Origin of the sequence: Thalassotalea sp. PS06 (assembly GCF_007197775.1) — a bacterium.
Lineage (GTDB): Bacteria > Pseudomonadota > Gammaproteobacteria > Enterobacterales > Alteromonadaceae > Thalassotalea_A.
This window is the reverse complement of sequence record NZ_CP041638.1, coordinates 24541-45311: the sequence shown is the minus strand read 5'-3', so window position 1 is coordinate 45311 and position 20771 is coordinate 24541. Positions and strand designations below refer to the sequence as shown.

Below are 20771 nucleotides of genomic sequence, written 5' to 3'. Positions count from 1 at the left end.
ACAGACAATTTAATGTAACCAATACCGCAGACAATTGTCAAACACTAACCAGCAGAATTGCCAATTTTGTTATTACCAATTGTAAGACAATTCTGTCACCATATATTACCAATTTGACAGCATCGGAAAACTTGGGATAGAATGATTTTTGGCCTAATTTAAATACAGGCCTTAATTAGACTGAGGTTTGACCTCAACACCACAAATAAACTTTGTGTTATATAGGAAATACAACATGAAAAATCGTCGATTGTTTTGGCAAATCGTGGATCAGATTGAAGAACAGATTGATGCCGGAGCCTACCCTGTCGGTAGTCGTTTACCGCCAGAGCGTGTGCTTGCTGAAACTTTTAGCGTAAGTCGCCCCACCATTCGTGAAGCCATTATCGCTTTAGAGGTAAGAGGCAGAGTGGAAGTTAAAACCAGTTCTGGTGTCTATGTTCTGGAAAGTCGTAATGACAAACACGACGGACCAAACATCAGTGCTTTCGAATTGACACAAGCTCGCGCGCTTGTTGAAGGTGAAGCAGCAGCATTAGCAGCATCAACCATAACCGATGAAGAACTCGATCGTCTTAATCAAACTCTTATCCAAATGGGTTCAGGTGACAACCCAGAACAAGCGGATAAGGAATTCCATGTGATTATTTCCAGTGCAACCCGCAACAATGCGTTGCAGCTGACGATTGCCGGACTTTGGGAGCAAAGAGAAACAAATCTTGATATTCAGGCAGCCTACAAGGGGGTTTGTAGTCAAAGTGATGCGGAACGTTTGCGGGAACACACGAGTATTTATCAAGCGCTTAAAAATCGTGACTCACAAGGTGCAAGAGCGGCAATGCATGAGCACTTTAATCGCTTAATCAACTCTCTGTTTGAAGCAAGTGAGGCAAGAGCTTTGGAAGAAGTTCGCCGTAAAACCAGCGAGACTCGTGATTTGTATTCATTAAACCACTTGGTGAAGAGTTAATCTGGCAATTCACCAGATTAACTCTCTTTTAAAGATTAGCGAATCGTTAAGCGTATCGATTTACACATTTTAAGTCTGCAAAAGCCTGTTCGAGGCGTTTAACCATCGAGGTTTCCCCCTCGCGCAACCAGACCCTAGGGTCGTAGTACTTCTTATTCGGCTTATCATTTCCTTCAGGATTACCAATCTGGCTCTGCAGGTAACCCTTATTTTCCTGTTGATAACGGTTAACGCCATCCCACATTGCCCATTGAGTATCGGTGTCGATATTCATTTTAACCGCGCCATAATCGATAGCCCGATGAATATCATCCAATTCAGAACCAGAACCGCCATGGAATACAAAGTTTACTGGCTTATCTGATAACGAAAACTCTTCTGCCACATGCTCTTGCGAGCGTTTCAGAATCTCGGGTGTCAATTGAACGTTACCCGGTTTATAAACACCGTGAACATTGCCAAAAGAAGCGGCAATGGTGAATCTTGGGCTGATAGCTGATAACTGTTTCCAGGCCAGAGCTACGTCTTCTGGCTGGGTATAAAGCATGCTGTTGTCGAGATGAGAGTTATCGATACCGTCTTCCTCGCCACCAGTACAACCTAACTCTATCTCCAACGTCATATCCATCTCGGCCATTTCGCGTAGGTAGTTACAGCAAATATCCAGGTTCTTTTGCAGTGGCTCTGCGGATAAATCAATCATATGGGAGCTAAAAAGCGGATTACCGGTAATAGACATATGTTCTTTAGAAGCGGCAAGCATGCCATCAATCCATGGAAGCAAAGGCAGATTGGCATGATCAGTGTGCAAAATTACTGGTACCTGATAATGCTCGGCTACCTGATTTACATAGGTAGCTGCAGCGATCGCGCCTTGAATTGACTGCTGCATTTTTTCTAATGGCGAGCCCTTACCAATGAAAAAACCGGCTCCGCCGTGGGATAATTGAATAATCACCGGCGAGTTTAACTTATTGGCAGCTTCCAGTGCAGCATTTACTGATTGCGTTCCAGTCACGTTTATTGCAGGAATGGCATAGCCATTATTCCTGGCATGATCTAAAAGTTCAGTAACCTGATTGCCGAAAACAACGCCTGGCTTAATTGATTGTTTTAATCCGCTCATGGTGTTTAAGACCTATTGATTTGCTTCGATACAGGCATCAGTTATCTTTTGCCATTCTCCGTTTGCCACCCATTCTGGTTTTGCCATCCAAGTGCCGCCAACAGCAAATACATTAGGCAAATTTAGGTAATCATCTTTGTTTCCAGCATGGATGCCGCCGGTTGGACAAAAACTAATTCCTGCGAAAACCGACGAAATCGATTTAATAAATGGTGCACCACCTTTTTGTTCTGCCGGGAAAAACTTAAGTTCGCTAAAACCATGCTCTCTTGCCATTAACACTTCTGATCCTGATGCAACACCAGGCAACGCAGGGATATTGGATTCAGCCAGGGCTTTTAAAAGCTTTGGCGTGCTCGCCGGGGTAACAATGAAATCTGCACCCGCCTTGATAACGGCATCTATCATGCCTTCGTCTAACACGGTACCTGCGCCGACCTTAAGATCAGGAAGCTGTTCTTTAATTGCCGTTATCGTAGCTAACGCTTGTTCTGTGCGAAGAACGACTTCAACTGCTTTTAAGTTTGCAGCTTGCATGGCTTTGGCGATTTCAACGCCCTGTTCCGGTGTATTGGCCTGAACGATAGGTAAAATGGTTTGATCACCCATCATTGAAGAGAAAGTTGGCATGTTTAGCCCCTTGTTGATTGTCCTCAAGGTTTAAAAGAAAACTGATGACACTAAAGTTAATATCCATTCAGCGAGCGGGTTAAATATTACCAAAAAAGATCGTTTTGTAAACCAATTATATTACATTTGGTATTACAATTAGGTTTAGGGTGTAAAAAAACCACTCCAGTGAGTGGTTTTTTATTTAATCGATGCTGTTAGCTTATGAGAACAATAAGCCACCGTTGATGTCGACATTATTACCTGTCATATACGATGAAGCATCACTAGCCAGGAAAGTTACCAGTTTAGCAACCTCTTCTGACGTACCTTCACGCTTTGCACAGGTAGCACCTGCAACATTTTTACGTACCTGGTCGGCAGTAAAGGTATCGTGAAATCCTGTTGCTATCATGCCAGGGCAAACACTGTTAACGCGAATGTCAGGGCCAAGCTCTTTGGCTAAGCCACGAGTAAAGGTCATAACCGCACCTTTTGAAGCTGCATACGCAACCGCACCAGGGCCACCTCCGTCTCGACCCGCCTGAGAGGCGAATGTAACAATTGTGCTGCCTGTCGACATATGAGGGATCACTTCATGACACATCATAAACAAAGACGTCAGGTTAACGTCCATTACTTTATTCCAGTGGCTCATCGACATCTCAGAAATCTTCACCCGATCGACTAGACCGCCAGAAACATGCACCAAGCAATCTATCTTTCCCATAGATTCAATGGCTTTATTTACCACCATTGACACCTGAACCTGGTCAGTAAGATCGGCCTTAATCGCTATCGCTTTGACACCTAAAGCTTCAATTTCTTTTACAGCACTTTGCGCGGTTTCTTCGCTTGAATGGTATGTAAGGACAATATTAGCCCCTTTACTCGCTAAATCTAATGCGCATGCACGGCCGATATCCCTGCCCCCACCAGCAACAATAGCTACTTTATCTTTCATTGACATAAACTATCTCCAAAAGTCCTATTTTTTAATTTTTAGAAGGTTAGTATCTGATCCCGCACAACCAAGTAGCTAACTTTTAAAAAATTAACCAACGCAACCAACATTGTCAACCTAATTGTCTGACCAAAACGACTTATCAAAAAATTTTAGATTATTTTCAAATTTTTTTAGAGGGAGTTAAGGCAAGCCTTAAAGGTTTTGGTCATGGATGACCTAGGGATGAGGATTGCATCGGTGAAGACGTTGTCGAAGGCAGCGTTGCCGTAGTGTTATAAAGAGCATTTTGTGAAGATGTTATCAAACTTTCGACGGAGTCCTCAGCGAATAGGGTTTCCTATTCGTCACCCAAAAATACGACGCAGGGAGTATTTTATCCACCTTCGTAAGACTCCCTCAAACGCAAAAAGCCCGCTCGTTAGAGCGGGCTTTTCAACTTAATGATGGTGGAGGGAGGTGGATGATAAAATACCTCCATGTATTTAACCCTAAAGGGACGCTAGAGCGTTCAAAATAGTTCCCTACTATTTTGTCGAACCACGGTTCTCTTCCACTCCCTGTAGAAAACAAAAAAGCCTGCACGTAGCAGGCTTTTGTAATGATGGTGGAGGGAGGTGGATTCGAACCACCGAAGGCAGAGCCGTCAGATTTACAGTCTGATCCCTTTGGCCACTCGGGAACCCCTCCAGACGAAAAACCCGCGATTAGCGGGTTTTCCTTTAATTAGGAGCCTAGCGATGACCTACTCTCACATGGGAACTCCCACACTACCATCGGCGCTATTGCGTTTCACTTCTGAGTTCGGCATGGGATCAGGTGGTTCCACAACGCTATTGTCGCTAGACAAAAATCGTACGCTAGAAGATTTTTGCCCCGTTGGCGAACGGGGCCTCCTGATGCGTTCTGAGTGTTGTTTACTCCGCTATCAAGACGCTTCTAACTTTAATTCGAAAAGCTGTATCAATATAAATTCTTACTCTATCTATTTGACTGCGTAGCATGTCAAACAACACAATTTTCTTTGGTGTTGTATGGTTAAGCCTCACGGGCAATTAGTATCAGTTAGCTCAATGCCTCGCAGCACTTACACACCTGACCTATCAACGTTGTAGTCTCCAACGACCCTTTAGGGAGCTTAAAGCTCCAGTGAGAACTCATCTCAAAGCCTGCTTCCCGCTTAGATGCTTTCAGCGGTTATCAGTTCCGAACATAGCTACCCGGCAATGCCACTGGCGTGACAACCGGAACACCAGAGGTTCGTCCACTCCGGTCCTCTCGTACTAGGAGCAGCCCTCTTCAATTCTCAAACGCCCACGGCAGATAGGGACCGAACTGTCTCACGACGTTCTAAACCCAGCTCGCGTACCACTTTAAATGGCGAACAGCCATACCCTTGGGACCGACTTCAGCCCCAGGATGTGATGAGCCGACATCGAGGTGCCAAACACCGCCGTCGATATGAACTCTTGGGCGGTATCAGCCTGTTATCCCCGGAGTACCTTTTATCCGTTGAGCGATGGCCCTTCCATACAGAACCACCGGATCACTATGACCTACTTTCGTACCTGCTCGACGTGTCTGTCTCGCAGTTAAGCTGGCTTATGCCATTGCACTAACCGTATGATGTCCGACCATACTTAGCCAACCTTCGTGCTCCTCCGTTACGCTTTGGGAGGAGACCGCCCCAGTCAAACTACCCACCAGACAGTGTCCCCAAGCCCGATTAGGGCCCCAGGTTAGAACATCACGCATACAAGGGTGGTATTTCAAGATTGGCTCCACTCTATCTGGCGACAAAGTTTCAAAGCCTCCCACCTATCCTACACATGTAGGAGCAATGTTCACTGTCAAGCTATAGTAAAGGTTCACGGGGTCTTTCCGTCTAGCCGCGGGTATACGGCATCTTAACCGCAAATTCAATTTCACTGAGTCTCGGGTGGAGACAGTGTGGCCATGATTACGCCATTCGTGCAGGTCGGAACTTACCCGACAAGGAATTTCGCTACCTTAGGACCGTTATAGTTACGGCCGCCGTTTACCGGGGCTTCGATCATGAGCTTCGCTTACGCTAACCCAATCAATTAACCTTCCGGCACCGGGCAGGCGTCACACCGTATACGTCATCTTTCGATTTTGCACAGTGCTGTGTTTTTAATAAACAGTTCCAGCCACCTGGTTACTTCGACCGACCGAGGCTTAGAGAGCAAGTCTCATCACCCTAGCCGGCGTACCTTCTCCCGAAGTTACGGTACTATTTTGCCTAGTTCCTTCACCCGAGTTCTCTCAAGCGCCTTAGTATTCTCTACCTAACCACCTGTGTCGGTTTGGGGTACGGTTCCTTATAATCTGATGCTTAGAAGCTTTTCCTGGAAGTAGGGCATCAACAACTTCAGCTCCGTAGAGCCTCGTCTCGTATCTCAGCCTTAAGAAGAACCGGATTTACCTAATTCTTCAGCCTACATACTTTCACATGGACAACCAACGCCATGCTTGCCTAGCCTGCTCCGTCCCTCCTTCGCAATTATAAGAAGTACAGAAATATTAATCTGTTTCCCATCGACTACGCGTTTCCGCCTCGCCTTAGGGGCCGACTTACCCTGCCCTGATTAACATGGGACAGGAAACCTTGGTCTTTCGGCGTGGGGGTTTTTCACCCCCATTATCGTTACTCATGTCAGCATTCGCACTTCTGATACCTCCAGCAAACTTCTCAGTTCACCTTCAACGGCTTACAGAACGCTCCCCTACCACTGGAGCATATCCTAAAATCATCTCTATCCGCACAGCCCATCGACTGTTTGGGGACGCTTGAGTGTTTTCTCTTCATTTATCAAAAAGAAGAAAACACAGAAGTCGTTCAAATAACTTTAGTGATATGCTCCAATCCGCAGCTTCGGTGCATAGTTTAGCCCCGTTACATCTTCCGCGCAGACCGACTCGACTAGTGAGCTATTACGCTTTCTTTAAAGGGTGGCTGCTTCTAAGCCAACCTCCTAGCTGTCTATGCCTTTCCACATCGTTTCCCACTTAACTATGACTTTGGGACCTTAGCTGGCGGTCTGGGTTGTTTCCCTTTCCACTATGGACGTTAGCACCCATAGTGTGTCTCCCGGATAGCACTCATTGGTATTCGGAGTTTGCAAAGGGTTGGTAAGTCGGGATGACCCCCTAGCCTTAACAGTGCTCTACCCCCAATGGTGTTCGTCCGAGGCTCTACCTAAATAGATTTCGGGGAGAACCAGCTATCTCCCGGCTTGATTAGCCTTTCACTCCGACCCACAGGTCATCACCGCATTTTTCAACATACGTGTGTTCGGTCCTCCAGTTGATGTTACTCAACCTTCAACCTGCCCATGGGTAGATCGCCGGGTTTCGGGTCTATGCCCTGCAACTAAACGCGCAGTTAACACTCGCTTTCGCTACGGCTCCCCTATTCGGTTAACCTAGCTACAGAACATAAGTCGCTGACCCATTATACAAAAGGTACGCAGTCACCCCGAAGGGCTTCCACTGCTTGTACGTATGCGGTTTCAGGTTCTATTTCACTCCCCTCACAGGGGTTCTTTTCGCCTTTCCCTCACGGTACTGGTTCACTATCGGTCAGTTAGGAGTATTTAGCCTTGGAGGATGGTCCCCCCATATTCAGTCAAGATTTCTCGTGTCCCGACCTACTCGATTTCACGGTAAGTTCATTTTCGTGTACGGGGCTATCACCCTGTATCGCTGAGCTTTCCAGCTCATTCCACTAACTTACAAACCGCTTAAGGGCTAATTCCCGTTCGCTCGCCGCTACTAAGGAAATCTCGGTTGATTTCTTTTCCTCGGGGTACTTAGATGTTTCAGTTCTCCCGGTTCGCCTCGTTAAGCTATGAATTCACTTAACGATACCCGCCTGATGACGGGTGGGTTTCCCCATTCGGACATCTGAGCCTATAACGCCTTTTATCGGCTTAACTCAGCTTTTCGCAGATTAACACGTCCTTCATCGCCTCTAACTGCCAAGGCATCCACCACATACGCTTAGTCACTTAACCATACAACCCAAAGAAAACTCACGAAGAAGTATCTTCAAGACGACAGATGGCAGAATTCAGAAAGCAGAATCTGCTTGCTGTGCTCTGTGCACTGTTGTCTTTCGTTGTATGTCTGACATTTCCCTGATTTTGTTCCAGACAAAATTCAGGATACACCCCATCCTTGGAGATAACGCAATCTAATAGATTACTTGAGTAAGAATTAATAATCATAAAGATTATTAGCCGGATAACTTACGTTATCCGTTTTGGTATTTATATTTGGCCAACACCTCGCGCGACACGAGTTGTTGAATATAAACACCGGGTTTAATATCAGCTTTCCAAATTGTTAAAGAACAGGTTTCTAAAGATAGAAACTAAAGATAAAAACTCGCCAATTAAGCTTAGCTCTTATCTTTAATTTCTTGATGACAATGTAATTTCGGTTTTATCAAGGCGTTTTGACGCGACGTTTATTTTTCAATAAACGAGTGGCAAAACAACGCAGAGAAAATCGAAATTGGTAGGTCTGAGTAGACTTGAACTACCGACCTCACCCTTATCAGGGGTGCGCTCTAACCAGCTGAGCTACAGACCTACAGTATTTTCAAACCTGTCAGTCGTAAAATGGTGGAGCTAAGCAGGATCGAACTGCTGACCTCCTGCGTGCAAGGCAGGCGCTCTCCCAGCTGAGCTATAGCCCCATAATTCTGACGTACAGGGTCATCGTCTTTATTCGTTATCAAAGCAATTTGTGTGAACACTCAAGAAAGTTGTTTTACTTAAGGTAAGGAGGTGATCCAACCCCAGGTTCCCCTAGGGTTACCTTGTTACGACTTCACCCCAGTCATGAATCACAAAGTGGTAACCGTCCCCCCGAAGGTTAAACTAGCTACTTCTTTTGCAACCCACTCCCATGGTGTGACGGGCGGTGTGTACAAGGCCCGGGAACGTATTCACCGTGGCATTCTGATCCACGATTACTAGCGATTCCGACTTCATGGAGTCGAGTTGCAGACTCCAATCCGGACTACGACAGACTTTGTGGGATTCGCTCCACCTCGCGGTCTCGCTGCCCTCTGTATCTGCCATTGTAGCACGTGTGTAGCCCATCCCGTAAGGGCCATGATGACTTGACGTCGTCCCCACCTTCCTCCGGTTTATCACCGGCAGTCTCCTTAAAGTTCCCGCCATAACGCGCTGGCAAATAAGGATAGGGGTTGCGCTCGTTGCGGGACTTAACCCAACATTTCACAACACGAGCTGACGACAGCCATGCAGCACCTGTCTCAGAGTTCCCGAAGGCACTAATCTATCTCTAGAAAATTCTCTGGATGTCAAGGGATGGTAAGGTTCTTCGCGTTGCATCGAATTAAACCACATGCTCCACCGCTTGTGCGGGCCCCCGTCAATTCATTTGAGTTTTAACCTTGCGGCCGTACTCCCCAGGCGGTCAACTTAGTGCGTTAGCTGCGCTACCCACGGATCAAGTCCACAGACAGCTAGTTGACATCGTTTACGGCGTGGACTACCAGGGTATCTAATCCTGTTTGCTCCCCACGCTTTCGTGCCTCAGCGTCAGTTTTTGTCCAGGTGGCCGCCTTCGCCACTGATGTTCCTTCCAATCTCTACGCATTTCACCGCTACACTGGAAATTCCACCACCCTCTACAAAACTCTAGTCATACAGTTCGAAATGCAGTTCCCAGGTTAAGCCCGGGGCTTTCACATCTCGCTTATACAACCGCCTACGCACGCTTTACGCCCAGTAATTCCGATTAACGCTCGCACCCTCCGTATTACCGCGGCTGCTGGCACGGAGTTAGCCGGTGCTTCTTCTGCGAGTAACGTCACAGATGCACGGTATTAACGTACACCCTTTCCTCCTCGCTGAAAGTGCTTTACAACCCGAAGGCCTTCTTCACACACGCGGCATGGCTGCATCAGGGTTTCCCCCATTGTGCAATATTCCCCACTGCTGCCTCCCGTAGGAGTCTGGGCCGTGTCTCAGTCCCAGTGTGGCTGATCATCCTCTCAAACCAGCTAGAGATCGTCGCCTTGGTAGGCCATTACCCCACCAACTAGCTAATCTCACTTGGGCTAATCAAAAGGCGAAAGGTCCGAAGATCCCCTCCTTTGGTCCGTAGACATTATGCGGTATTAGCAGTCGTTTCCAACTGTTGTCCCCCACCTTAAGGCATATTCCCAAGCATTACTCACCCGTCCGCCGCTCGACGCCAGAAGAACAAGTTCTTCTTCGTTTCCGCTCGACTTGCATGTGTTAAGCCTGCCGCCAGCGTTCAATCTGAGCCATGATCAAACTCTTCAATTAAAAAGTTGTCTTGGTGTATCCGAAGATACTGCTCAATGAATCACTTGTTACCAATTAAGGTAACTGACATATAAACGTATTATTAAATAAATTAATAAAGACTCATGTGTCACAAATCATTAAGACTTTTCTATTTGCTCTTACGAGCTAATGGTAAAATCAATCTTAACGTGAGTGCCCACACAAATTGCTTGATAACTAATTGTTAAAGAACTACTTCTTGCGAAGTTAACCAAACATCTCATTTGTGTTTGGTGTTTGCTCTGTCGTTCAGAGCGGATGCGCATTCTACGCCATCCAGTTTTGATGTCAACCGTTTTTCGTAAATTAATTTGAAAAGTTTGTTTTCAAATCTTACCGTTTCGGTTGCTATAACTGTGACTCTCGTCTTTAGTTATCTTCTCAAAACACTTCGTAGGGATGTCCCGTGGAAGTGGATGCGCATTTTAGGGATTTTGAATTTCACGTCAACTGTTTTTTTGAAAAAAATCGAAAAACTCGTTTATTTGCACAAATTCCGTACAAGCCATATATATTAAGCGGTTCAACGATTACCTATAATTGCCATCTCCTCTTTGAGTATTAAGAAAACTCCTCACATATAATCAATAACTTAATGGTGTTTTTTAAGTTTTTGGGATGTAAATCGCAATTTAATTAACAATTTTTTTAACGTTTTAGCCTTTCTTTGTTAAATTTATACTCAAATCGTCAAATAAAGTAATTATCCTTATGCCTGCTAAGCACCCTTCAACCCGTTCATATAAAAATATCAGCCCTACATTAGGCAAAAATGTCTACATTGATTCTTCGAGTGTAATCGTCGGTGATATTCATATCGGCGAAGATAGTAGTATTTGGCCTCTTGTTGCAGCACGAGGTGATGTCAATATTATTCGTATCGGCAAACGTACCAATGTTCAGGATGGCACGGTTTTACATGTAACTCGAAAAACCCCGTACAACCCTGATGGTCATCCTCTTATTATTGGCGACGATGTAACCATAGGACACAAAGCTATGCTGCATGGATGTCAACTAGGAAGTCGAATACTGGTCGGCATGGGTGCGATTATTATGGATGGAGCTAAGGTTGAAGATGATGTGATTATTGGTGCCGGTACCTTGGTACCACCTAACAAGGTTTTAGAATCTGGCTACCTTTACTTTGGCAATCCGATGAAAAAGGCTCGAGAGTTAAATGACGCTGAAATTCAGTTTCTGGCAAAATCTGCCGAGAACTACGTGCTATTAAAGGACGAATATCTCGCGGAAACTGAATAAAAAACGTTAGTAACTCAAGCTGATCTCGGTAACATCATCGAGATCATTATCTTCGGTCCACTCTTCCACCAGTGCTTCCAAATCGAACTTTAACTCCTGGCTAATCGCACCAGGCTTGGGTAGTGCATTCGGTTTGAAGTTAACGACTATAACAACCTTTCTTCCGGATGCCATGCCACTAAATCGAACCAGAGATTGATCAACAAGCACCTCAAAATCATCATTGAATAAAAGTGACTGATTCATTTATTTCCCCTGAATAAGCAAACGTCTCAGCTCTTCAATTACCGGATCGATATCCGGCATGGTGCCAAACCAGATAGAGAAGCTTTTTGCCGCCTGCCCTACCAGCATACCCAGACCATCAATGCATTGGCTGGCGCCATGATCGTGACACCATGTCATAAACCCCGTAGGTTTAGCCTGATACACCATGTCATAGCAAATCGTATTGGCGCCAATAATAGATGAACTCACATCTGGACGCTGCTGAGCAAGACCCGCCGAGGTTGCATTAATAATGACATCGAAACTACCGGCTTGCAGTTCATCAAACCCACAGGCGAGAATTCTTGAGTCACTGAAATGATTTTGCAGATTATGAGCTTTCGATGCGGTGCGATTGGCAATCGTCAATGATTTTGGATTTTCACTTAATAGTGCGGGGATCACTCCCCTTGCAGCGCCACCGGCACCTAACAACAATATTTTTGCATCGATTAACTGCACCTGTTGTCGGTGTAGATCTGCCACTAAGCCAAAACCATCGGTGTTATCGCCGCAAAGTTTATCCCTCTCTAAATAAAGGGTGTTCACTGCACCACTAGCTTTGGCCGTCGTAGATAAACTATCACACAATTGCCAGGCTTGTTCTTTAAACGGTGCGGTTACATTCGCTCCTTCACCGCCAGCAGCAACAAACGATTTAAAAGCATCGGCAAATCCATCCTCAGGTGCAAGCCTAGCCTGATAATCAATATTGATATTTAGCTGACTTGCAAATTGTTGATGTATCCAAGGAGAACGGGATTGTTTGATAGGGTTACCGAACACGCAATATTGCCGGGAATTCATAGCATTACTTTATTTAAGAGTTGATATCTGGTCATCCTATCGAATTGAATAAACGAATGGAATTAAAAAAGCAGCGCCAGAAACGCTGCTTTTATACAAGTTGGCTATTAGTTAAACCTTGAGGTTCAATTAAAACTTATAACCTAACATCAGTGAGTAAACCATAGGGTCTATCTCGACATTGGACGAACCAGGTATGTCACCAATATTGAAGTCTGCGTCCGTTTCGATATCAATATAACGAGCCGATGCGTTTACTAGCCAATTATCGGTAAAGTAAAAATCTAATCCGATCTGGGCTGAGTAACCCCAGGAATCATCTAACTCTAAGTCGTTAAAGCCAAGAGCATCTGGATCCGACTTGAATTTCTCTTCAAAGAATGTGGTGTAATTTAAACCCAGACCAACATAAGGCTGAAAACTGCCAGCGGATGTAAAGTAATACAATACACTCAATGTTGGTGGTAAGTGTTTTACCTCGGCCAAGGTTGCACCATCGACGGGCACACCGAAGATGCCAGGTGCTATACCTTCAGGATCATTGATGATTACGTCATGTTGAAACGGCGTTGCCGCAAGTAATTCAATGGCCCAGTTTGGGCTGAAGAAATAAGCGAAATTAAGACCCAACTGTGTATCGTCTTCAACGGACAGGGATAATGGTGTATCCCCACCTAACGCTTCGACAAATACACCTGAATTACCACTATCAGGATCTACATTGGTTGCACCGGCTCTGATTACCCAGTCACCGGCTTCATTGGCATGCACAGCCCCACTTAACAGGGCTGTTGCTATCGCCAGAGTTACGATTTGTTTTTTCATACTTCTCTCCCTCAGAGAACAAATCACAAAAGAACTACTCAAGATAAGTACAGGACTTCAAGGCGTTCTCCGCTTTAGCCTTAAGTACAAATCCGACCAGCACTAAAAGTTTAGTCGATAACCGGGTGGGTGCTTGTTGATTTGCATCAAACTGAAGGTTAATAAATTGACAAAATCGGCAAAACTTTAGCCATTGTCTATAGTTAGGTTTTGTTACCTGGCATTGCCAGTCGTGTTCAATTTATGCGTTTGAGATGATCTCATTGGGATTTAATTAGCATTTTATGAATATTGATATTTCAGTCGTGGTTCCGGCAAAAAATGAACAGGACAATATCGAACCACTCATACGGGAAATAAATCAGGCACTGTCTGGGAACTATGAATATGAAATCATCTACGTTGATGATGGTAGCGAAGATGAGACCTTACAACGGTTACTGCAGATGCAAAAGTCACAGGATAATCTGCACATCGTTCGCCATAAATCCAGTGTTGGTCAAAGTACGGCTGTCTTTAACGGCGTTAAACATAGTAACGGCAGTTTGATAGCCACCTTAGATGCCGATGGTCAAAACGACCCTGCGGATTTACCAAAACTCATTGAAATTGCGATGGCACAACCTCAATACAGCCACTTTTGTATTGCCGGCTATCGAAAGAACCGTGTTGGTGACAATTCCTGGAAGCGTTGGCAATCGAAAATAGCTAACAAGATTCGTCAGGCCTTTCTCAATGATGATACCCCTGATACCGGATGCGGTATCAAGGTCATCCCGAAAGCTACCTATACCCTACTACCCTATTTCGATCATATGCATCGTTTTCTACCCGCACTGATAAAGCGACTTGGCGGACATATTGAAGTGGTTGAAGTTAACCACCGCGAGCGCTTAAGTGGCAGCTCAAATTACTCATTTCGAAATCGGGCGTTTGTCGGTCTGGTCGACTTGTTTGGTGTATTTTGGCTAACCAGGCGTTGCAAACGTGCCGATATCATTGAAACAAACCATGAATAGAGTCACGGATGTAAAAATTAAAAAGCATGTTGCCAAGGCCGTCCTTAGCTTTGCGCTGTTTATTGGTATTGCATTATTCCTGCAGCGATATGTTTTCGATGGGCTGTTGAGTCAATCCTTTTGGACCACCCTGGAGCCTTCATCATTCAGTGTGCAGCTTGCGTTTATAGCCATTGCAGCACTGAGCACCATGTTTGGCTTTCCGCGTCAGGTAATCGCGTTCCTTGCGGGTTATAGCTTAGGTTTTTGGTACGGAACGTTTATCGCAACCTTTGCGGTTTTGTTAGGTTGTATGCTCTGTTATGGGTTCGCAATTAAGCTGTCAGAACGACATCAGTTACGAGCCAATTTTGACTTAATTAATCGCTTAAGTGCCTTTCTCTCTACAAACGTTTTTTACAAGACACTGATCATTCGTCTTTTTCCAATCGGAAGTAACCTATTAACTAACCTTGCTGCTGGGGTTAGTCAGGTTAACAAAAGCCAATTTTTCGCAGCTTCATTCATTGGCTATCTGCCACAAATGATCATTTTCTCACTCAGCGGCAGTGGTGTCAGTATGCAGTCTAAATTTCAATTGATACTTAGTGGCGTATTATTGTGCATTAGTCTTGCTCTTAGTTTGTGGCTGTATAAAAAAGAGCGCAATCAACCCTTGTCCAATCCTTTCCTTCAGCAAAAATAATGGAATCATCCTACATGGCAACCTTAGGGTTGAGAAAACGCCTGTTTTTTCTTATCGGTATTCTTATCGCTATCATCGCAATTGTTGCCCTTTATATCCCAGGTATGGATACGATTTGGTTATACCATGAAGAAACCCGCAGAGCGCTGGTGGCCAGAGAAATGGCACAAAATGGTACTTGGTTAACTCCCACCATCAATCAGCAAGCCTATTGGGCTAAACCTCCCTTGTTCAACTGGACAATTATCCTGACTAGTAGCTTTACCGGCGGCGAAATCAATGAGCTATCCGCCCGACTGCCATCCTTGCTATTCACTTTCGCGGGTATCATTTCTCTGTTCCTGTTTACTCGAAGATACTTGAGTTTGCGAGTGCAAGTATGGCTAATGTTGATGGTGCTATTTACCCCCGAGCTTGCTCGCAAAGCGACGTCTGCCGAGCTTGATACGGTATTTATGGTGCTGGTAAACCTATCATTGTTTACCTGGTTTTATTATTGGCAGAAACAACAATCCAAGACCGCCTGGGTTGTGTCCATGACGTGTCTGGGTCTCGCCTATTTATGCAAACGAGAAGCAGCACTTCTCTGCTACTTTTTAACCATTTTTGGCTTTCTCACCTATTGCCGGCTGTGGCCCAAGGTAAATAAAACTGTACTGCTAAGTACATTATTGATCCCGATAATATTCGCTGCCCTTTGGTGGCTGCCAATGTTAGTGAAATTTGGTTTGCAGTCATCTGTGGAACTGAATCAGGCAGAAATGGCAGCGAGACAAAATAAAGGCAGTACTATCGAGTATCTGCTGGGGGTCATCAAATATCCGTTCGAAGTCTGGTTGGCATTACTTCCAGCAAGTCTTTTATTACCTGTGCTGCTGGCTAAATCATTGCGAATGCGCCTTAAGGAAAATTATGGTGACCTGTATCTTTTTTGCTTAGTGGGGATAGTGCTAAACCTGCTGCCAGTTATGTTGATCGGCGACAGTAATGTCCGCTATTTCATGCCGATGTTTATTCTAGCGTTACTTTTAAGTGCGATGATTATTGATCTCTGGATTAACGACCAGTTAAAGGCGGGTAATTGGCTGGCCAGGTATCAAAAAAATCTGGGTAAAAGCATTCCAATGGTATTTTATAGTTTGTTAATTGTCGCGTGCGCCGTCGTTATGGTGATGGCGCCTGTATCCTGGCAAAGTAATATCGGCTTGCTGGTCATTCTGTCTATTTCTGTTTATCTGGCAGTCCGTCAATGGCAATTACCCAAAGCAGATAAAGCCATTGAGCAAGGCAAATCGTTTTTACAGTTTTCGATCATACTTGTGCTCTTAGTGCGTTTGTTCGATTTAAGTTACAGCTTGCCCTATCGGGACAAAAGTCTGCATGAATATCGAGACATAGAGGGTTCGCTTCAACAAATAAAAGCGATTAAAGAGAAAGTGGTAGTAAATTCTCCGACCGCAACCGACATTAGAACCACTTCCGTGTATGGCGATCACAACCTATCCCACGGTATATATTTTTACGATGAGGAGCGTTTAGTAACGCCGGTTGACTGTAAAACCTTTACCACCAAGCAAGCGGCGATTTGGTTATTTCTATTAGAAAATGGAGAGTCGCTAGAATTGGGAAATGGCGATGTGTTATTAGCGCAATTTCCCTACACTAAAAAACATCGCCTGCATCTGGTTAACACCAAGGACCCGGAGCAATATTGCCGCTAGAAACTGGATTAGAGCTCTTTAAGCCAATCTCTCGGTGTCAGGTAATCCGTAAGTTTTGCTTCTGCACTTTGTGCTTCTGGTTGGAAGTTATATTGCCATCTAGCCAATGGCGGCATCGACATCAGGATGGATTCGGTTCGGCCACCACTTTGTAGGCCAAATAAAGTTCCCCGGTCGAATACCAGATTAAATTCTACATAGCGACCACGACGGTATAGCTGAAACTGACGGTGATTATCATCATAAGGATGGTTCTTGCGACGCTCGATAATTGGTACATAGGCATCGATAAAGCCTTGGCCAACCGCCTTGATGTAATCAAAACACTGCTGAAAATCCCATTCATTTAAATCATCGAAAAACAAACCGCCGACACCACGGGTTTCATTACGATGTTTCAGATAAAAATAATCATCACACCAGGCTTTATGTTTGTCATAAACCTCATCACCAAATGGCTGACACAGATCGAGAGCTACCTGATGCCAATGCTTAACATCTTCATCGAACGGATAAAACGGTGTTAAATCAAAGCCACCGCCAAACCACCATACCGGATCTTCACCTTCTTTTTCGGCAACAAAAAAGCGGACATTGGCATGGGAAGTTGGAATAAATGGATTTTTAGGGTGGATAACCAAGGATACCCCACAGGCGCGCCAGGTACGTCCTGCCAGTTCAGGACGATGTGCTGTGGCCGAAGGCGGTAACTTATTACCACTGACCAGAGAGTAATTGACGCCGCCTTGTTCAATAACCGCACCTTCGGTTAAAACTCGCGTGCGACCACCGCCGCCCTCTTCGCGTTGCCACTTATCTTCGACAAATTTGCCCTTACCATCTGCTAACTCAAGCTGCTGACAAATGTTATCCTGAAGCTGAGTTAAAAAATCTACTACGGGTTGAATATCTACCTGACTCATTGGCGAAATGTTTCTCCGGTTAACGCATCGATGATGGTTGAAGGTTTGGTGAACCCTAAGGTTTCACCTTTAATAATAAAATCTACCTGCTCTGATAGCTGCTGTTCGACCTCTTGCCAGGTCTTCGCAGGCGGCTCGCCAGTCAGGTTTGCGCTGGTCGAAACGATAGGTTTGCCAGTTTGCTCGCATAACGCAACTACATCTGGTTGACTGGTTACGCGTATCGCAATTGTCGTAAATTGTCCGGTTAGGTAATCCGATAAACCGGGTTTTGCAGGAAACACCTGAGTAATACCATCGGGCCATCTCGAAAACACGCTAAAGCGTTTGTCTTGAGGGATTGCACTGTCATCAACGTACGGCAATAACTGCGAGTAATTACCCGCCAGCAATATCAATCCCTTTTCCTTTGGGCGCTGCTTTATGGTCAACAGCTTTTCAATTGCCTGCTCATTATCCGGATCACAACCAAGACCAAATACGGCTTCGGTCGGGTAAGCTATAATTCCACCCTCAGAAAAGATATCAACAGCGGTAGGTTCAGACGCGTTTGACACAATAGTTCCTGCTAAACGATAAATAAGGCTAATTTTAACAAGTGTTGCCACCGACAAACAAACTTTGTGTCATGTTTTTGCAACAAATTCTTCGTCATTAGGAAAATCCCTACCATGATTGTTTTGGGATTTAGTTAAAGATAGGTATAATTGCCGCTTATTTTTCGACCTCAGAGGCAAACTCTGGGGTTTCCTTATTTTTTATTGGTTTGATAAATAGGCGCGTAACATGAAAGTCGGCATTATCATGGGGTCAAAGTCCGATTGGCCAACGATGAAACATGCAGCAGAGATGCTGGATTCCTTAAACGTTAGTTATGAAACAAAAGTCGTTTCTGCACACCGTACTCCTCACTTGCTTGCCGAATACGCTGAAGCTGCCAAAGATCGTGGCATTAAAGTCATTATTGCCGGTGCTGGTGGTGCCGCGCACCTTCCGGGTATGACAGCAGCATTCACCCCTCTTCCGGTTCTTGGTGTACCGGTACAATCCAAGGCATTATCCGGACAGGATTCATTACTATCCATCGTGCAGATGCCAAAAGGCATCGCTGTAGGTACCTTAGCCATCGGTACCGCTGGTGCAGCTAACGCAGGTCTATTAGCTGCGCAGATCCTGGCAACCCATGACGAAACAGTAATGGCCGCTATCGAATCATTCCGTCAGACACAAACCCAAACTATCCTGGATAATCCAGATCCTCAGGAGCCATAAACGCTAATGAATGTTCTCGTGTTAGGTGCTGGCCAACTCGCACGCATGATGGCGCTGGCAAGTAAACCTCTTAACATTGCGATTCGTGCCTATGATGTCGGCAGCAAAACCGTTGTTGACCCGTTAGCACCTGAGCTTACCTTTGGCGATTTAGATCAGGGTATTGAGTTTGCTGACGTAATCACCGCGGAGTTTGAGCATATTGATCACCAGACTCTGGCGGTATGCGAAGCTTCAGGTAAATTACGCCCATCGAGCCAGGCCATTAAAACTGGCGGCGATCGCCGTTTAGAGAAAGCATTACTGGATAAAGCCGGTGTTGCCAACGCGCCTTATAAGGTTATTGAAAGCAAAGACGACCTGCTTCAGGCCATTGAACACCTAAATGTACCTTTGGTACTGAAAAGTGCGCTAGAGGGATACGATGGCAAGGGCCAATGGCGTATTAAAGCAGACAGCAATGTTAATTTGATTTGGGACGATATCGCTGCATTTCTAGAGCAAGCTAAAGGCCGTGTTGCTCAGGGAATCATTGCCGAGCAGATGATTCCTTTTGACCGCGAAGTTTCCATGGTTGGTGTGCGTGATATTGACGGTAATACTTTCGCCTACCCATTAACGGAAAATCATCACAGCAATGGTGTTCTTAGTGTTTCTCTAGCTACTGGTGAACATCAGGGCTTACAACAACAAGCCGCCGATGCCTTTGCCAAAGTTGCTGATGCTCTAGAATACGCTGGCGTGCTAGCGATCGAATTCTTCCAGGTTGGCGACAAATTACTGGTTAATGAAATTGCGCCACGGGTTCATAACTCAGGTCACTGGACTCAACAAGGCGCAGATACCTGTCAGTTTGCCAATCATATTCGCGCCGTTAGCGGATTGCCTGTGGGTAGCACAGAGCTGGTTCGCCCAACAGCAATGATTAACATTCTCGGCGCCGATACGGTGCCCGATGAAATCCTGGCTGTTACAGGTACACAGCTGCACTGGTACGGCAAAAGTAAACGACCAGGCCGCAAGATGGGTCACATCAATGTGTGTGGTACAGATAAAGCCGAGTTGTTAGCAAGATTGACAAAAATTACTGAGATACTGCCGGAGCAAGACTTCCCGGGTGTTAAACAGTACGTCAGCGACATTAGCTAAATAAAAAAGCGCCTGAGGGTGCTTTTTTATTGTCTGTAAATCTGGTTTGCGTAGCAACGTATTCTCCGGTAGTTTAAATGAGCGGCCAACGGCCGTGATTAGAACAGCAGTCATTGGTTATATCATCCAATATTTACTAAAATGACCGCTCTTCCTGACCGAGAATAACTGTCATTATGTTCAGGTTTGAGCAGTTGCCCTAATAGTCAGAAAAAGTACTATTTGTTCGTAATTACAATTATATATTTACATCACACGAAGGAGTAATAGTGAGAAAATTATTGTTAGCCTTAGGGGTTGCATTTTTTTGTGCATCTTCGATTGCATCTGAATTTACAGAAATCTTTGCGCTAAATGGCAAAGTATCAATTCAAGCTCCAAAAGAATTTGGTCCCATGCCAGCTAATATTTTGGAGATCAAATATCCAGCGTCTACGAGGCCCACTGAAGTTCTGAGCGATGCAACAGGTGAAGTGACGCTGGCATTCAACCATACTAACAATGCTATGTCGCCTGCGCAGGTAGAGAGAGCTCATGCATCAATCTCAAAGATGTTTCACAACATGTACGCTTCAGCAACTTGGCTGAGGGATGAAGTTATTGAGCAAAATGGACAAAAGTTCATGGTAATGGAATTGATTACCCCTGCAGCTGATACCCAAATTCACAACATCATGTATGGAACATCTGTCGATGGACGTTTTCTTCTAGCTGCGTTTAACACTACGGAAGAACAGTCAGAGAAATGGCTACCAATAGGTAAGAAAATAATGGAATCCTTGGCTATTTCTAAGTAAATA

16 protein-coding genes, 3 tRNA genes and 3 rRNA genes are annotated in these 20771 nt (G+C 45.0%); 8 read left to right on the top strand and 14 right to left on the bottom strand.

The genetic code is table 11. From position 1 onward, the window contains the following. Positions 1 to 235: 235 nt before the first annotated feature. Complete coding sequence (locus FNC98_RS00205; protein WP_143579371.1) at positions 236 to 970, top strand: FadR/GntR family transcriptional regulator; 735 nt, start codon at positions 236 to 238, stop codon at positions 968 to 970. 46 nt (positions 971 to 1016) lie between these two features. On the opposite strand, the gene fbaA is transcribed toward FNC98_RS00205, so the two are convergent. The 9 genes from fbaA to FNC98_RS00160 form a co-directional block, all read right to left on the bottom strand. Then, positions 1017 to 2096: a class II fructose-bisphosphate aldolase gene (gene fbaA / locus FNC98_RS00200; protein WP_143579370.1), complete on the bottom strand. Its 1080-nt coding sequence runs from the start codon at positions 2094 to 2096 to the stop codon at positions 1017 to 1019. A gap of 12 nt (positions 2097 to 2108) precedes the next feature. Beyond that, on the bottom strand, positions 2109 to 2726 hold the full coding sequence (gene eda, locus FNC98_RS00195; protein ID WP_143579369.1) for a bifunctional 4-hydroxy-2-oxoglutarate aldolase/2-dehydro-3-deoxy-phosphogluconate aldolase: 618 nt from the start codon (positions 2724 to 2726) through the stop codon (positions 2109 to 2111). A gap of 202 nt (positions 2727 to 2928) precedes the next feature. After that, positions 2929 to 3675: an SDR family NAD(P)-dependent oxidoreductase gene (locus tag FNC98_RS00190; RefSeq protein WP_143579368.1), complete on the bottom strand. Its 747-nt coding sequence runs from the start codon at positions 3673 to 3675 to the stop codon at positions 2929 to 2931. 599 nt (positions 3676 to 4274) lie between these two features. After that, a tRNA-Tyr gene (locus FNC98_RS00185) sits at positions 4275 to 4359 on the bottom strand. A gap of 42 nt (positions 4360 to 4401) precedes the next feature. After that, positions 4402 to 4516, bottom strand: a 5S ribosomal RNA gene (gene rrf, locus FNC98_RS00180). A 187-nt stretch (positions 4517 to 4703) separates the two neighbouring features. Continuing rightward, positions 4704 to 7706: ribosomal RNA gene (locus tag FNC98_RS00175) — 23S ribosomal RNA — on the bottom strand. A gap of 503 nt (positions 7707 to 8209) precedes the next feature. Beyond that, positions 8210 to 8286 (bottom strand) — tRNA-Ile (locus FNC98_RS00170). A gap of 30 nt (positions 8287 to 8316) precedes the next feature. Next, positions 8317 to 8392 (bottom strand) — tRNA-Ala (locus FNC98_RS00165). An 84-nt stretch (positions 8393 to 8476) separates the two neighbouring features. Continuing rightward, a 16S ribosomal RNA gene (locus tag FNC98_RS00160) occupies positions 8477 to 10019 on the bottom strand. Together the 16S, 23S and 5S rRNA genes with 3 tRNA genes alongside form the textbook arrangement of a ribosomal RNA operon. 732 nt (positions 10020 to 10751) lie before the next feature. Here FNC98_RS00160 and FNC98_RS00155 point away from each other — a divergent pair. Further along, positions 10752 to 11303: a gamma carbonic anhydrase family protein gene (locus FNC98_RS00155; protein ID WP_143579367.1), complete on the top strand. Its 552-nt coding sequence runs from the start codon at positions 10752 to 10754 to the stop codon at positions 11301 to 11303. A gap of 6 nt (positions 11304 to 11309) precedes the next feature. Here FNC98_RS00155 and FNC98_RS00150 read toward each other — a convergent pair whose 3' ends face one another. From FNC98_RS00150 to FNC98_RS00140, 3 genes are all read right to left on the bottom strand, one after another. Further along, complete coding sequence (locus FNC98_RS00150) at positions 11310 to 11549, bottom strand: hypothetical protein (RefSeq protein ID WP_143579366.1); 240 nt, start codon at positions 11547 to 11549, stop codon at positions 11310 to 11312. Next, entirely contained in the window at positions 11550 to 12377 is an 828-nt protein-coding gene (gene aroE / locus FNC98_RS00145; protein ID WP_143579365.1) for a shikimate dehydrogenase, read from the bottom strand. 129 nt (positions 12378 to 12506) lie between these two features. Then, the gene (locus FNC98_RS00140) at positions 12507 to 13202 is read right to left on the bottom strand and encodes an OmpW/AlkL family protein (protein ID WP_143579364.1); all 696 of its coding nucleotides are present in this window, start codon (positions 13200 to 13202) and stop codon (positions 12507 to 12509) included. 290 nt (positions 13203 to 13492) lie between these two features. On the opposite strand from FNC98_RS00140, the gene FNC98_RS00135 reads away from it, so the two are divergent. Genes FNC98_RS00135 through FNC98_RS00125 form a run of 3 tightly spaced genes read left to right on the top strand, consistent with a single transcriptional unit; the run spans position 13493 to position 16627 of the window. Further along, complete coding sequence (locus FNC98_RS00135) at positions 13493 to 14221, top strand: glycosyltransferase family 2 protein (RefSeq protein ID WP_221932935.1); 729 nt, start codon at positions 13493 to 13495, stop codon at positions 14219 to 14221. After that, positions 14214 to 14906: a TVP38/TMEM64 family protein gene (locus FNC98_RS00130; protein ID WP_143579362.1), complete on the top strand. Its 693-nt coding sequence runs from the start codon at positions 14214 to 14216 to the stop codon at positions 14904 to 14906. The genes FNC98_RS00135 and FNC98_RS00130 overlap by 8 nt, the downstream gene beginning before the upstream one ends. Continuing rightward, positions 14906 to 16627, top strand: a complete 1722-nt coding sequence (locus FNC98_RS00125) for an ArnT family glycosyltransferase (RefSeq protein ID WP_143579361.1) — start codon at positions 14906 to 14908, stop codon at positions 16625 to 16627. Before FNC98_RS00130 ends, FNC98_RS00125 begins: the two co-directional genes overlap by 1 nt. Positions 16628 to 16635: 8 nt before the next feature. On the opposite strand, the gene hemF is transcribed toward FNC98_RS00125, so the two are convergent. Then, a complete protein-coding gene (gene hemF, locus FNC98_RS00120) occupies positions 16636 to 17550 on the bottom strand; it encodes an oxygen-dependent coproporphyrinogen oxidase (protein ID WP_143579360.1) in 915 nt (304 codons plus the stop codon). After that, complete coding sequence (locus FNC98_RS00115; protein WP_409574588.1) at positions 17547 to 18110, bottom strand: L-threonylcarbamoyladenylate synthase; 564 nt, start codon at positions 18108 to 18110, stop codon at positions 17547 to 17549. The genes hemF and FNC98_RS00115 overlap by 4 nt, the downstream gene beginning before the upstream one ends. Before the next feature lie 226 nt (positions 18111 to 18336). Here FNC98_RS00115 and purE point away from each other — a divergent pair, with 226 nt between their 5' ends. From purE to FNC98_RS00100, 3 genes are all read left to right on the top strand, one after another. Then, positions 18337 to 18822 carry a 5-(carboxyamino)imidazole ribonucleotide mutase gene (gene purE / locus FNC98_RS00110; protein ID WP_143579358.1) on the top strand — a complete coding sequence of 162 codons (486 nt, stop codon included), beginning with the start codon at positions 18337 to 18339 and terminating at the stop codon, positions 18820 to 18822. Positions 18823 to 18828: 6 nt separating this feature from the next. After that, the gene (locus tag FNC98_RS00105) at positions 18829 to 19971 is read left to right on the top strand and encodes a 5-(carboxyamino)imidazole ribonucleotide synthase (protein ID WP_143579357.1); all 1143 of its coding nucleotides are present in this window, start codon (positions 18829 to 18831) and stop codon (positions 19969 to 19971) included. Between the two features lie 269 nt (positions 19972 to 20240). Continuing rightward, positions 20241 to 20768: a hypothetical protein gene (locus FNC98_RS00100; protein ID WP_143579356.1), complete on the top strand. Its 528-nt coding sequence runs from the start codon at positions 20241 to 20243 to the stop codon at positions 20766 to 20768. Positions 20769 to 20771 lie beyond the last annotated feature (3 nt).